The organism is Streptomyces sp. NPDC047042, assembly GCF_040644035.1.
Lineage (GTDB): Bacteria > Actinomycetota > Actinomycetes > Streptomycetales > Streptomycetaceae > Streptomyces.
Genome location: NZ_JBEYVP010000009.1, coordinates 39,272 through 53,476 on the forward strand (window position 1 = coordinate 39,272; position 14,205 = coordinate 53,476).

Consider the following 14,205-nt stretch of genomic DNA (forward strand, 5'->3'; position numbering starts at 1 on the left):
ACAGGTGCGTGCGGTGATCAGTCCCAGTGGATGTCCGCCAGAGTCTCCAGCGGGGTCCGCTCGGCCGGTGACTTGGACACGAGCAGCTTGTCACCCTTGTGGAGGGTGGAAGGGAAGCGGATGCGGGCACGTTCCTCGATCTCGTCCAGCGTGACCTGGAAGACGCGGAACTCCTCGAGGTCCAGGGACTCGATCTGGACCAGGTTCTGGGTGAGCACGAACGCCTTGGCCTTCAGCTCGCCCCGTTCGGTGTACGTGATGACCTTCCAGAACTCCCGAGGGATCTTGACGCCACGGAAGACGTGGTCGTCGTCCTGGAAGACCGGACCCCCGAAGACGCTGACCTTCAGGTCGTCGACGTCGACATCGGCGAAGACGGCGTCCTCCAGCTTCCCCCACAGCCCGTTCCTGGCGCTCTGGTTGAAGTCGTCCATCTGCGGGGTGATGTTGGTGTAGAAGAACGAGTCGACGTTGGCCTTCTCCGCCTCCGGGAGGCTGCCCCACAGCAGATCGGCGCGGCGCGCTATGTGACCGCGGTCGAGCCGGTTCGCCTCGTACAGCTCGTTGCCCACCTGCACATTGGCCGGGAGCCGGGGGTCCTTGGTGAAGGGGATGCCGGACCGGCTCAGTCGCTTGAGGGAGCCGCCGTCGATGTTCCACCCGACCCAGAACGGGAAGCGGCGCTTCTTGCTGAGCGCCAGCGAGAAGTGCGTGTAGGGGATGACCTCGGAGCCGTCGAGCCGTACGGCGTCCGCGCTGACCTCGGTGGTGAGCTGCGGGAGATCTATCCGCTCGCCCAGGAAGCCCGGGTCGTAGCCCCGCACCGCCGTGACCTCTTCGGGCGCGGGCCGCTGCAGGCTGATGTCGAGCTTCTCGAAGACCGAGCTCGACAGACAGGCCAACGCGTGTTCGTCGGAGTCGCTGTCTTCCTCCCCGCCGAAGTGCACCCCGGCGATGATCCCGCTCGGTCTGCCGTTGCTCTGCTTGAACAGCCATACCGCGCCGGAGTCGCCCCCGCTGCTGATCTCGCCGTCCATCGCCGGGTTGTCGGTGTCGGGTCCGATCTCGAAGCAGCCGATGATCCGCTCGCCGACATCGCCCCCGTAGTCGATCTTGACCATGGTGTCGATGCGGCGGACCACGCCATGGGTCACCCCGGTGGTCCGGCCGCTCTTGATCACCTTGTCCCCGAGCTCCGGCTCGCCCAACTCCTCGGGCACTACGTCGAGTTCGCAGATCTTCCGGTCGAAGTCGCGGCTCGGGTCGAGGGTCGCCACCGCACAGTCGCCGGCGGCACCGAGGTGGGACCGCCTCAGGACGCCGAGGCGGTTCAGTGCGACGCGGTTGTCGTCGAACTTGCCCGGCTGTACGACGGCCTCGCCGAGGTCGCCGTCCGGCCCCTGCAGTACGTGCCAGTTGCTGAGCACGTACGGGGTGCCGTCGGCCTTGTCGAACACGATGCAGCCGATCGTGCCGGCCGAGACGCTGACACCTCCGACACTCGCGCCGGGCATGACCGGGTTCAGGCGGGTCTTGCGCTCCGGCTTCCTGACCTCGGCCACGACGCGGAAGTGCGGCGTGTAACTGCGCTCGACGACGTCGGTGGGCACCTCGACACCGTCGACCGTGATGGTCTGCGGTATTCGATTCGTGCCCAGCGCCTCCATCGCCTCCGGCGCGACCTTGCTGCTGACCGTGAACTGCAGGACTATCTGCTTCCCGCGTGTCCCGTTGCTGACCTTCTGGCCTATGCCGACGGACGACACGTTGGGATCCTTCAGCAGGTCCTGGCCGTGTGCGCGGATGTAGTGCCGGAGGGACTCGATCATCCGGTCCTGGGCGGGGGCCGATTTCCGGGGCGGTGTGGCTGTCTTCTTCTTGCTGTTGGTCACCATGAAATCAGCAAATCAGGCATATGTGGTATATGCCTGATTTGCTCGCCCGATGGGTGTCACGCTGATCCCAGTGATCACCGGCCGTCACTTTTCGGACCACGGTTGTTGATTTCCGGACTGAACGCGACACCGGACTTACGGATTTGGTCTGTACCGATCGACAATGGCTCGCATCGGTATTGGCTTGGCTCGGAGGGGTTGGCTCCGGTTACGGCGTCGTAAGGCTGAGCACACCACTGACGTTCAGGACCTCGTTGCACCCCTGGGCGCGCCGTCCGGTGGCCGGTGTGCCCGGCTTCGAACAGGTCACCTCGACGGTCACGGTGTCGTTCGCGGGGATCTTGATGGGGGTGACCCAGTGGTAGTCCTGGTTGCGGAAGGTCTCCAGCGCGATCGTGGTGATCTTGCGGTCACCGAACGAGAACGTCAACAGCCCCTCGTCGCCCTGGAAGTTGGCGATGACGACGTCCGTGACCTCGAAGACACTGTCGGCCGGCACCGTGTAGACACCCGGCTTGGTCTCCCCGGCGTTCGACTTGACCTCGATGGTCTGCGAGCTCTGCTGGCCGCCGCCGACGCCCCCGGCGCCGGCACCCGTCCCCGTACCGGTTCCCGTACCCGTCCCGTTCCCGGTGCCCTGCCCCGGCGTCGCCTGTCCGCCGCCTCCCGGCGTGGTCGAGGGACCCCCGGCCCCGACCTGCGGGTTCTGCCCGGCGGGCGCCCCGGACGACGGAGCGGGGCGCGGCTGGACCGCCTGCCTCGCCGCGTCCTTGGCCGCGCTGCGCACCGCGGGGCGGACCAGCGTGAACCAGGCCAGCAGCAGTGCGAGCAGCGCCGCGAGCACGGCCAGCAGCCACTTCGGGAAGATCGGTATCTGGACGAACTCCGCGTCCAGCGGCGTCGGCGGAAGAAGCTCCTCCGGGCGCGGCAGGTCCGGCGCGGCGGAGTCCCCGGCGGCACCGGCCTCCCCGGCGTCGCCCGCCTCCGCGACCTCGCTCGTCGTCAGCGTGAACGGCCACACCACCGGCGAGCCGAACCACACCGGCTTGCCGGTACGGACCCGCAGGCCGACCTCCACCGACTCGCCGGGCTCCAGCTTCGGCCGCTGCGGATCGAAGGTGAACCCCAGCTCCTCGCCTGCCTGACCGGGCGTGAACTCCACCCGCACGGGCGTGTTGCCCTGGTTGCGCACCGCGAGCCGGTAGCGCCCGCGCAGCCAGCCGCGCCGACGCCTGGGCGCCAGCTCGGTCTGCAGCTCGTGGAACTCCTCGATCCGTACGGACCCTTCGGGGACCCGTACCGACTCGGGATGCTCGGCCGGCAGCACCCGTACCGCGAACGGCCGTTCACCGGCCCGGATCTCGGAGGAGCGCGGCGGCGACAGTGTGATCGTCACCGTCTCGGAGGTGCCCGGGTACAGGGAGACGCGCGCGGGCTCCACGCTGCTCCAGGCGGCGCACTCCCCGACGACTTCCAGGCTGTACGCCTCGACGATGTCGCTGTCGTTGCGGACGGTCAGAGTGGTGGTGGCCGAGGAACCGGGGGCCACCGTCACGACCGGGATGTCGAGGCCCGGAGCGCCGGGACCGGAAGAGGCTGCGGAAAGCGTCACACGACCACGCTAGGGACGGGCGAGCGGCAACCGCGAGGGGCACGAGGGCAGTGTCCGGGCAGTCGTGATGCCCGCGCGGTGACCGCCGGCCCGCCCGCCGACGGGAGCCGCCGACGCCTCCCGCGTACTTCGGTGCGCCGCCTTCCGGGCGCGTACCACCCATGTCAACGTCCAATCTCAACTCCCTTTCCTCGCTGACCAGTTACCCCCGAGTGCGCGGCCACAGAGCAGTGACCGCGCGCCAGGGACCACGCACCGCCTTACATGCTCCGCGCAGAGGAGAACAGCCCCGCCATGTCATCCCCCGTCACCCACGACTACCCGGCCATGAGAAGCGGCCGTCCGGAGCCGGTCACCGTCGCCGTCTACGCCGCCGACCCCGTCCTGCGTGTAGGTGTCGTCCAGCAGTTACGCCAACGCCCCGAAACCACCATCGTCGACGACGCGGACGCCGACTCGGCCCGAGTCTCGCTGGTGGTCGTGGACAACGTCGACGACGATGTGGCCGCGCTGCTCCAGCGGCTGCGCCACAACTCCGCCACCCGTACCGGCCTGGTGGTCGGCAGGCTCGGTTCGGGCGCGCTGCAACGGGTCGTCGAGTGCGGGGTCACGGCGGTGCTGCGCCGCACCGAGGCCGAGCAGGACCGGCTCGTCCACCTCGTCGTGGCGCTGGCCAACGGCGAGGGCGTACTCCCCGGGGATCTGCTCGGGGAACTCCTCACCCACGTCGGGAGCCTGCAACGCGCCGCGCTCGACCCCCGGGGCGTCTCACTGTCCACGCTCACCACCCGTGAGGCGGACATGCTGCGCCTGGTCTCCGAGGGCCTCGACACCGCCGAGATCGCCCGCAAGACGTCGTACTCCGAACGCACCGTCAAGAACGTCCTGCACGAGATCACCACCCGTCTGCAACTGCGCAACCGTGCCCACGCGGTCGGGTACGCGCTGCGCAACGGGCTGATCTGACCGTACGCAGCACGCCGCGACGGGGAGGGCGGGCTGCCCGAAAGCGCAGTGAGGGCTTCCCCCGGGTACGGCTGCGGCGCCCTGTCGCGGGGGACGGGGCGGGCGCAGGATGGCCGGGGGAGAGCTGTGTGCCGTACCGAATAGTGAGGTGGAGCGTGACGAGTACCGCTGACGGGGGTGGGCGGTACCGCCTGGGCAGGATCGGGGCGTCGTTACTGTTACTGGCGCCGTTGCTCGCGCTGACGGGGGCCTCCGGGCAGGGCAGCGCCGAGCCCGGGCAGCCGGCGGTACGGGCCGCCGGGGACACCCGGGTCGCCTACGCGGGGACCGGGCACCGCAGCCTCGGCGAGGTCGCCACCACCACCTCCAGCACACCGCTGTTCGGTACGGGCGCGACCCACTACGACACCCAACCGGCCGCACTCGGCGACCAGTTGGTCTTCGCGAGCCGACGGGACGAGAAGACGCCGCAGATCTATCTGCGCGCGGCGAACGCCACCGTGCAACGGCTCACCAGCGGCATGGACGCGGCGCGCCCCCGGCTGACGCCGGACGGCGCGTCCGTGGTCTTCGACGCGGGGACGACGCAGCGCGACCTGTGGCTCGTACGGACGGACGGCACCGGGCTGACGCGGCTCACGGACACCCCCGCGAACGAGACGGCCCCGACGGTCTCCCCGGACGGGCAGCGCATCGCGTACACCAGCGACACCGACCCGCTGTCCGGCACGCAGATCTACGCACGGCAGCTGAGCGGCGGCCCCGCGACCAGGGTCACCTCCCCGGCCAACGGGACGGCGAGCGAGCCCGCCTGGAACCCGGTGAACGACGACGCGAACCGGGACTGGATCGCGTACACCGCGACGTCTGAGGGCGTGGGCCGGCTGCGGGTGGTCAACGCGGACGGGACCGGCGACGAGACGCTGCTGGCGGGAGACCGGGCGCAGTGGCGCGCCCACTCGGTGGCCTGGCAGCCCGACGGGAACGGGGTGATCTTCCTCAGCCCCGAGATCACCTGTGAGTGCGAGGGCGACTGGGACCATGTGTTCCGCTCCCAGGCGCACTCCGACCAGGTGCCGTCACTGGTGCTCAACGAGGACCGCGAGGTCGGCTCGCCGACCTGGGTCGGGTCCGTGGACGGCGGTCACGCGGTGGTCGAGCGCACCACGGCAGCCACCCCGCACATCGTGACGCTCCAGGACGTCCGCGCGGACGGCGTCGACCCGCGCGACCTCGGCCTGACGATCCTCAACGAGGACCCGGCGGCCGACACCAACACCGACCCCACCAAGGACCCCCTGTTCCAGCCGGGCGACGGCTTCGACCCGTGGACGGAACGGCAGAACTACACGCCGGACGGCCGCCGCATCGTGGTGACCCGGTTCGAGGACACTCCACAGGGCCGTGTCGAGCGGATCTGGATCGCCGACGCGGACGGCTCGAACGCCCAGCCCATGCCGCTCGCCGGACGGGAACCCACGGACTGGGACACCGACCCCACGTTCTCCCCGGACGGCAAATTCCTCGCCTTCACCCGCTCTCCCGGCGGTGTCGGACAGCCAAGCCGGATCCTGATCGCGGACGCCACGACCGGCGCGCTCACCGGGCAGATCGTCCCTCCGGAGGGCGAGGAGACCGGCCGCGACGCCCAGCCGACCTGGTCCTCCGACGGCACCACCCTCGTCTTCACCCGCACCGAGGTGATCGACGGCAACGGCGGCAACAAGCACATCTGGACCGTGCCCGTGAACGACCTGGGCCGGCAGCGCGACCTGAGCGCCACGATCTGCCCCGGCACCTGCCAGGTCATCGACGACAGCCCCGCGTTCTCCCCGGACGGGCTCAGCGTCGCCTTCAACCGCAAGAGCGGCGGCGGCGCCGTCGACGAGCGCGCCGGCATCCTGCTGACCTCGCTGTCCGACGGCGAATGCCGGGTCCTGCTGCCCGCAGGCGCCGGGGACTGCAGCACCCAACTGCCGGACACCTCCCTCACCGGCCCGTTCCAGCCGCGCGACGCGGCCTGGTCGGCCGACGGCACGTCCTTGGTGCTGTCCTCCCGGGAGACGGTCGCCCCCAACAGCCCCGAGAAGCTGCGGACTCTCGACATCGCCACCGGTGAACTCACCTCCCTCACCTCGCAGTTGGCGGGACGCCAGAAGGAACCCAGCGTCCAGCAGTCCGTGGACCTCACGGTCAAGGCGCCCGGCACCGTCCCGACCGTCGTCGTGGGCGAGTCGACGACGATCGGCGTCGACCTCGTCAACAACGGGCCCGCCGCCTCACCCGGCACGACCCTGACCGTGGCGCCGCCGACCGGCGTCCAGATCACCGGCCTGACCTATCCAGGGGGGAGCTGTGACGCCGCCTCCCTCCAGTGCGATGTCGGTGTCGTGCCCCCCGGCGAGACCGTGACCGTGACCGTCACCCTCACCGGGATCGTCGTCGGGGACGCGCCCATCGACTGGTCGGTCACCGGGACCGTCCTCGATCCACAGCCCAGCGACAACACCGGGCGGACCGTGGTGCCGGTCGGCGAGGAGCCGCCCCCGTCGCCTTCGCCCAGCCCCACACCCTCCACACCGCCCACCTCACCCACCCCCAGGCCCACCCCGCCGCCCGCGCCCCCGGCGCCCCCGGCGCCTCCCGCGCCTCCGGCACCGCCCGCCCCCAAGGCAGGGCCCGGCCTGCGGCTCACCGCCCAGCCCAACCCCGGGTACGTCGGCGGGCGGGTCGTCGTGACGTACACCGTCCGCAACGGCCGCAACGCCCTCGCCACCGGGCTGCGGCTGCGGATCGGCCTGCCCGCGAACATCCCCGCCAACGGGCCCCCGGCGGGCTGCGACGCGAGCTTCGTGTGCGCGCTGCCCGACCTGACACCGGGCGCCAGCACCGTCGTACGCGTCGTCCTGAGCCCGGACAAGGCGCTCACCGCCCAGCTCACCGGGACGCTGACCACCACCGGGACCGACGCCGACCGGCGTGACAACACCGCCCGGCAGCGGCTGCGGATCCTCCAGCCGCGGATCGTCGCGGTGCCCGAGATCGGCAAGCCCGGGTTCGTGACCTCGGTGCGCGGCAAGGACTTCCCGCCGGGCGTGCCCGTGCGATTCACCTGGAAGCCGGGGATCACCGCGGCCGCCGCACCGACCGTGCCGCTGCGCAACGGCACCTTCATCGGGCAGCTCCTGATCCTCGCCAAGGACCAGACCGGGCCCCGGATCATCACCGCCCGCGGCCCCGGGTTCTCGCCCGTGACGACCGACTTCCTCGTGGTCTCCGGGACCATCCAGCCGCCCGACGAGGTGACCCGCCGGTGATCCACGAAGTCGACGAAGGGCTGCGCCGTCTGCTCGGCGAGTCCGGTCTCGAGGCGTCGGGCGTCGAGGTCGTCTTCGACGCGCCCACCCGCGACTGGGCCGCGCGGCGCAGCGCCCCCACCGTCTGCGTCTTCCTCCACGACATCCGCGAGGACGCGACCCGGCGCGGGAGCGGCTCGGGCGAGGTCTACGACGAGGACGGACACCTGGTCGCGCGGCGCTCCCCGCCGCGCTGGTTCGACCTGACGTACCTGGTCACGGCATGGGCCAATCGTCCACAGGACGAACACCGGCTGCTGTCGCAGGTGTTGACCACGCTGGTCGCCCACGACACGCTGCCCGCACGGCTGTTGACCGGCACACTCGCCGAACTCGGCCTGACCGTCGGGCTCGACACCGCCGGCACCGGGCTCGACGGCCCTGCCGCGTCCGACGTGTGGTCGGCGCTCGGGGGCGAGCTGAAGGCCTCGCTCGGACTGCGGGTACGGGCGCCACTCGCCGGGGCTACCCGCGCGTCCGCGCCGCCGGTCACGGAGGGCCTGGTCGTACGGTCCGCCGCGCGGGGCGAGGACGGGGAGGCCCTGCCGGGTCGGCGGCTGCGGTATCGCGAGGTGAGCGACCCGGGAGGCGACGGCTTCTCCGGGCCACGGGAACGAGGAGCGGCGCCCGCCCGGCGTCGGCGAGGAGATCGGCAGCCTTGATGTACGGGGTCGAGGAGCGCGAGACCGCCGACGCGGAAGCCCAAGTCATAGATGTGGAAGGGGAGTTGTGGGCTCGGCTGCGGCTCGTCGAGGAGCGGGTGCGGCACGCGGTCGCGGTACGCCGGGCCGGTGACGCCGATCCCGACGACCCGTACCGGGGGCAGTACCTCACCCCCGAGGCGGTGGACCGGATCCTGGACGGGCCGGGCGGACTCGACCTGCCCGCGCACGAACCGTGGAACCCGGACGCCGGTTCCGTGCTCGGCTCGCTCGCCGGACGGTTCGGGCTGTCGTCGCTCGATCTGGACCTGCTGCTGATCGCCGTGGCGCCCGACCTGGACCCGCGGTTCGAGCGGCTCTACGGCTACCTCAACGACGACCTGACCCGGCGCCGGCCCACCGTCGGGCTCGCCCTGGAGCTGTGCGGGCTCTCCGGAGCATCGGCCGCACGGTTCCGGCTCACCCCCGGAGCGCCGCTGGTCGACGCCGGGCTCGTGGAGGTCACCGAGCCCGAACGGCCGCCGCTGTCACGGGTGTTGGTGGTGCCCGACCGGGTCACCGGACATCTGCTGGGCAACGCCGTCCCCGATGCCCGGCTCGCCGGGGTGCTGGGCGAGGGCCGTGCGGATCCGACCGCCGACGACACCCAACTGAGCCGGGCGGTGGCCGCGGTAAGCACCGGACTGGTCCAACTCCGCACCCGTGGCGGTGACGCCGAGGGGCTGGCCGTCTCCGCCCTGCGTACGGCGGGACTGCGCGCGCTCGTCCTCGACGCCGCCGCCCTCGCCCGACGCGTCGGTGACATACCGCTGCTGGCCAGGGTCACCGCCCGCGAGGCACGGCTCACCGGCGCCGGGGTCGTCCTCGGCCCGCTCGAGGCACTCCCCGATGAACCCGGCGAACGGGCCCGTACCCTGCGGGAGTTGTGCGGGGCGCTGCGCGGGGTGCCGCTGTTCGTGCACGGCAGTGGGGGCTGGGACCCGGGGTGGGCGAAGGACACACCGGTCGTCCTGACCGTGCCGGTGGCGTCCGCGGAGCGACAGGCCGAGCGGTGGCGGTACGCGCTGGAGCGGGCGGCGGCCGGGATCGACGCCCCCCGCGACGCCGACGCCGACACCGGCTTCGGTACGGATGTCGCGGCCCTCGCCGACGCCGTGTCCGCGCATCGCCTCGACTCCGGGCAGGTACGCCGCGCCGCCGACGTGGCGGTACGTACGGCCGCTCTCGCCCGGCGGCCGGTCGGGCCCGACGATCTGCGGGCCGCCGTACGGGCGCAGAACGGCGCCGGGCTCGACCGGCTGGCCAGGCGCGTGGAGCCCGGCGTCGGCTGGGACGACCTCGTGCTGCCGCCGGCCACGCATCGGCGGCTGCGGGAACTCGCCCTGCGGGCGCGGCACCGGGAGCAGGTGCTCGGGCAGTGGGGGATGCGGCCCGGGGGCGGCCGGGGGCGCGGGGTCATCGCGCTGTTCGCGGGGGAGTCGGGGACCGGGAAGACGATGTCCGCCGAGGTCGTCGCCGCCGACCTGGGCATGGATCTGTATGTCGTCGACCTGTCCACGGTCGTCGACAAGTACATCGGGGAGACCGAGAAGAACCTGGAGCGCATCTTCACCGAGGCGTCGGCCGTCAACGCGGTGCTCCTCTTCGACGAGGCCGACGCGATCTTCGGCAAGCGCTCCGAGGTGAAGGACGCGCACGACCGGCACGCCAACATCGAGTCGGCGTACCTCCTCCAGCGGATGGAGTCCTTCGACGGGATCGCCGTGCTGACCACCAACCTGCGCGCCAACCTGGACGAGGCCTTCACCCGCCGCCTGGACGTCGTCGCCGACTTCGCCGTGCCCGACCCCGGCCAGCGCCTCGACCTGTGGGAACGGTGTCTGGGCAAGCGACTGCCCAGGGCCGACGACCTCGACCTGATGTTCTGCGCGGACCGCTTCGAACTCGCCGGGGGCTCGATCCGCGCCTGCGCGGTGACCGCCGCCTACCTCGCGGCGGAGTCCGAAGGACCGCTCAGCATGCGGCAGTTGGTGACCGCCATCGCCCAGGAGTACCGCAAACTCGGACGCCTGGTCCTGGAGAGCGAGTTCGGCCCCCACCTGGCGACGGCCGTCGAGGCGTGATCCGGCGGGTCAGGAGCCGGTCGACATCCGGTCCTCCTCCCACTCCGGGTCGGAGTTGCTGCCCTGCGAGCCGAAGTCGATGCTCATGAACGGCTGCCCCGGCGACGCCGGGGGCGACGCGTCCAACATGTCGCTGTCCAGCATGTCGCTGTCCGACTCGCTGCTGGAGTCGGTGTCGCTGTCCGCTGCAGGAGCGGGGACGTCTTTCAGGGTGTAGGTGGCGGTGGCGCCCGAGCCGGACTTGGTCACCCAGCCCGCTTTGATGTACGACTTGATCAGCTTGTCCCGGCGGTCCTTGGGGATGTTCGAGCGGGTCATGCCCTGCCGGTGGGTACCGGCGGTACTGGTTCCGGCACCCGGGGTCTGCCCCTTCGCGCTGTTGTCCTCGTAGTCCTTGTACGAGAGGAAGGTGGCCTTGTCCTCGGCCAGCGCGTCCAGGGCGAAATCCTGCATCTGCTGCTCGGTCAGCGTCGTATTGCCGCCCAGGGCATTCTTCGCCTCGCTGTAATACCCCGCCGCGTCGCTCGGGTCCCGGCCGGCCCTCATCAGGTCGTTGACGTCCGGTTCGTTCTCCCACCTGTCGTGGGGGACGGTGGTGGAGACGTTGTCGAGGAAGATGTCGATGCTGACCGGGATCATGACCCGGCGGTGGTTGCCCTGGGCCGTCTCGTAGTGCACCTCGAAGCGGAGACTGCCCGAGCCCACCCCGACCATGGCCTTCTCGATACCGCGCCACATGCCGGTGCCCTGGTTCAGTGACCACTGGGGGACGATGTTCTCAGCGATGTCGCTGCCGCCCACCTCCAGGCCCATCACATGGCCGCGGTCGTAGCCCGCCCCGCCGAACAGGTCCGCCCACACCTGCCCCTCGTCCGGCGCCCCGGTCGCACCCATCTGGGTCTTGTAGGCCGAGTGCAGAGTTTTGACCGCGATCGGGTTGGGTGCCTGCTTGCGGCCCTTCGTCGCCGTCGGGGTGACGGGGCCGGTCACCGTGCTCGGCCTCCGGACGGTGAGGTTCTGCGCGTGCTGGGCGCCGTCCTTGGTGGGCGCGTAGTTGGTGACGACCGCGTTCTCCAGCGTGCTGCTGCTGGCCCGCTGCACCGTGTCCGCCGCTGCCGAGACCGTCTCGTGCCCGGCCTCCGGCGCGCGCTGCACGTCCGGTGCCGGGCCGGACAGGATCCTGTGCGCGTTGGCCTCGGCGGCCCGCTCGAAGCGGTCGCCCGGGTCCGACACCGAGAACCCGTGCCCGGTGTCGCTGCCCGACACCGGCCCCTGGCGCTGCTGGACGACATGGGTGAGCTCATGGGCGAGGGTGTGCCGGTCGTCGCCCCCGTCGCCGATGACGACATGGCTGCCGGAGGTGTAGGCGCGTGCCCCGATGGCACGGGCCGAGCGGGCGGCCGCGGCCCCGGTGTGCAGCCGTACGTCGGAGAAGTCGGTCCCGAACCGGGCCTCCATGTCCTGCCGCACCTTCCCCGCGAAGGGCTTGCCGGCCGAGCGCAACACCTCCCGCACCCCGGTGTCGTGCTCCTCCGCCTCGGGCGTGGGCGTGGGACGGACCCGGCGGGCGATCATGCCGGCCACGGCGGCGTTGCCCGCGGCGCGCTGGACGGCCCGGAGCACGTCTGAGGTGAGCGGAGGCGGGACCGCGGCGCCGTGCGACGGTGTCTCCCGACGGGCGGCCGCCGGTCGTAAACCCTCGGCCTGCTCGTCGTGCGCCCTGGACGTCCGCACCCACTGCCTCCTCGTCGGCCACCTCCGCCGAGCGACCGCTCGTCGCACAGCGCTCCCTGCCCAGAGTCGACCGCACGCGGCGGCAGGGTGTCCAGATCCCCGGGGGAGCCCCGCGGGTCAGGGCGACCGTACGAAAAGGCAGCGGCGTTGCCCCGTTCATGTCCCCGCGTCCCTGCCGCACCGGCGCCCCCACCAGCAGACTCGGCCTGGACACAGGCATCCCGTAAGGAACGCGAAGGAGCCAGCATGCCGACGTACCTCACCCCGGGCGTGTACGTGGAGGAGGTGCAGTCCGGTGCCCGACCGATCGAGGGAGTCGGCACCGCCGTCGCCGCGTTCGTCGGGTTCGCCGGGCAGGGGCCCTTCCACACGCCGACGCTGGTCACCAGCTGGGACCAGTACACCCAGCTGTTCGGCGGCTTCGTCGAGGGCACGTATCTGTCCCTCGCGGTCCACGGGTACTTCTCCAACGGGGGCGGTGCCGCGTACATCGTGCGGATCGGCGGCTCCTCCGACGCGGGCACCGACTCCGCCGGCCCCGCCCAGCCGAAGGCCGTCGAGCCCGTCGAGATCGGCGGGTTCCTGGTCGCCGCCAAGGCCGGGGTGACCGGTGTGTCGGTCGAGGTCGCCGACGCGGACGGCGAGAACCCGCCCGAGGACCGCTTCAAGCTGCTGGTGCGCCGGGGCGACCAGGTCGCCGAGACGTACGAGGCGTCGTCCCGCAAGAACGTCAAGGGCTACCTGGTCACGCAGGCCCGCGCCTCCAAGCTGATCGAGGTCACCGAGCAGCGCGGCGCCCCGCAGACCCGGCCCGCGAGCCAGACCCTGGCCGTCCCCGACGCCCCGGCCGCGCCCGCCGCGAACGGCGCCGGCGAGGTCGTACGCATCGACCCGGCCGAGTACGTCGGCGACGCGGGCGCCCGTACCGGCTTCGGCGGCCTGGAGACCATCGACGAGATCACGATGGTCGCGGTGCCCGACCTGATGAGCGCCTACCAGCGCGGCGACATCGACGCCGAGGGCGTACGGACCGTGCAGCTCGCCGTCATCTCGCACTGCGAGCAGATGGGCGACCGCGTCGCCGTCCTCGACACGCCCCCCGGGCTCAACGCGCAGCAGGTGCGCAACTGGCGCAACGACGAGGCCGGTTACGACTCCCGCTACGCCACCCTCTACTACCCGTGGGTGCGGGTCTTCGACCCGGCCGCAGGGCGCAACACCACCGTCCCGCCGAGCGGCCACGTCGCCGGCGTGTGGGCGCGCAGCGACGCCGAGCGCGGAGTCCACAAGGCGCCCGCGAACGAGGTGATCCGGGGCGCGGTCGACCTCGAACTGCGGCTCAGCAAGGGCGAACAGGACCTGCTGAACCCGATCGGCGTCAACTGCGTACGCGCCTTCCCCGGCCGGGGCATCCGGATCTGGGGTGCCCGCACCCTCTCCTCCGACCCGGCCTGGCGCTACCTGAACGTGCGCCGCCTGTTCAACTACCTCGAAGAGTCCATCCTGTTGGGCACCCAGTGGGTGGTCTTCGAGCCCAACGACGACCGCCTGTGGTCGTCCATCCGGCGCAACGTCACCGCGTTCCTCACCGAGGAGTGGCGCCGGGGCGCGCTGTTCGGCCGTACCGCCGAAGAAGCCTTCTATGTGAAGTGCGACCGCGACAACAACCCGCAGGAATCCATCGACCAGGGCCGGGTCGTCTGTGAGATCGGCGTATCGCCGGTCAAGCCCGCCGAGTTCGTGGTCTTCCGGCTGGCCCAGTTCTCCGACAGCACCAGCCTCATCGACGAGTGATCCACGAGTGAACAGCGGCCACCGCACAGAAGATCGCGCAGCAGAGCGCAAGGAAGGTTGACA

Annotated in this window: 8 protein-coding genes; 5 read left to right on the forward strand and 3 right to left on the reverse strand. The window is 71.4% G+C overall.

Annotation, left to right across the window (positions count from 1 at the left end; translation table 11 throughout):
- Positions 1-17 precede the first annotated feature (17 nt).
- Together ABZ855_RS12125 and ABZ855_RS12130 are read right to left on the reverse strand one after the other, a co-directional pair.
- On the reverse strand, positions 18-1,895 hold the full coding sequence (locus ABZ855_RS12125; protein WP_360805017.1) for a DNA/RNA non-specific endonuclease: 1,878 nt from the start codon (positions 1,893-1,895) through the stop codon (positions 18-20).
- Positions 1,896-2,103: 208 nt separating this feature from the next.
- On the reverse strand, positions 2,104-3,507 hold the full coding sequence (locus ABZ855_RS12130; RefSeq protein ID WP_360805020.1) for a hydrolytic protein: 1,404 nt from the start codon (positions 3,505-3,507) through the stop codon (positions 2,104-2,106).
- A 294-nt stretch (positions 3,508-3,801) separates the two neighbouring features.
- On the opposite strand from ABZ855_RS12130, the gene ABZ855_RS12135 reads away from it, so the two are divergent.
- The 4 genes from ABZ855_RS12135 to ABZ855_RS12150 all read left to right on the forward strand — a co-directional run bounded on the left by ABZ855_RS12135 (position 3,802) and on the right by ABZ855_RS12150 (position 10,614).
- Positions 3,802-4,473, forward strand: coding sequence for a LuxR C-terminal-related transcriptional regulator (locus ABZ855_RS12135; RefSeq protein ID WP_360805023.1), 672 nt, complete (start codon positions 3,802-3,804; stop codon positions 4,471-4,473).
- Positions 4,474-4,628: 155 nt separating this feature from the next.
- Positions 4,629-7,790 carry a hypothetical protein gene (locus ABZ855_RS12140; protein ID WP_360805026.1) on the forward strand — a complete coding sequence of 1,054 codons (3,162 nt, stop codon included), beginning with the start codon at positions 4,629-4,631 and terminating at the stop codon, positions 7,788-7,790.
- Positions 7,787-8,491: a DUF4255 domain-containing protein gene (locus ABZ855_RS12145; protein ID WP_360805029.1), complete on the forward strand. Its 705-nt coding sequence runs from the start codon at positions 7,787-7,789 to the stop codon at positions 8,489-8,491. The genes ABZ855_RS12140 and ABZ855_RS12145 overlap by 4 nt, the downstream gene beginning before the upstream one ends.
- Positions 8,491-10,614: an AAA family ATPase gene (locus ABZ855_RS12150; protein ID WP_360805543.1), complete on the forward strand. Its 2,124-nt coding sequence runs from the start codon at positions 8,491-8,493 to the stop codon at positions 10,612-10,614. The genes ABZ855_RS12145 and ABZ855_RS12150 overlap by 1 nt, the downstream gene beginning before the upstream one ends.
- A 9-nt stretch (positions 10,615-10,623) precedes the next feature.
- Here the strand turns inward: ABZ855_RS12150 and ABZ855_RS12155 are convergent, their stop codons facing one another.
- Positions 10,624-12,348 carry a DUF4157 domain-containing protein gene (locus tag ABZ855_RS12155; protein ID WP_360805032.1) on the reverse strand — a complete coding sequence of 575 codons (1,725 nt, stop codon included), beginning with the start codon at positions 12,346-12,348 and terminating at the stop codon, positions 10,624-10,626.
- Between the two features lie 246 nt (positions 12,349-12,594).
- On the opposite strand from ABZ855_RS12155, the gene ABZ855_RS12160 reads away from it, so the two are divergent.
- Complete coding sequence (locus ABZ855_RS12160; RefSeq protein ID WP_360805035.1) at positions 12,595-14,142, forward strand: phage tail sheath family protein; 1,548 nt, start codon at positions 12,595-12,597, stop codon at positions 14,140-14,142.
- Positions 14,143-14,205 lie beyond the last annotated feature (63 nt).

Coding starts and splice junctions, on each gene's coding strand:
- ABZ855_RS12150 (WP_360805543.1), top strand. CDS start 8,491: ATGTACGGGGTCGAGGAGCGCGAGACCGCCGACGCGGAAGCCCAAGTC.
- ABZ855_RS12135 (WP_360805023.1), top strand. CDS start 3,802: ATGTCATCCCCCGTCACCCACGACTACCCGGCCATGAGAAGCGGCCGT.
- ABZ855_RS12160 (WP_360805035.1), top strand. CDS start 12,595: ATGCCGACGTACCTCACCCCGGGCGTGTACGTGGAGGAGGTGCAGTCC.
- ABZ855_RS12125 (WP_360805017.1), bottom strand. CDS start 1,895: ATGGTGACCAACAGCAAGAAGAAGACAGCCACACCGCCCCGGAAATCG.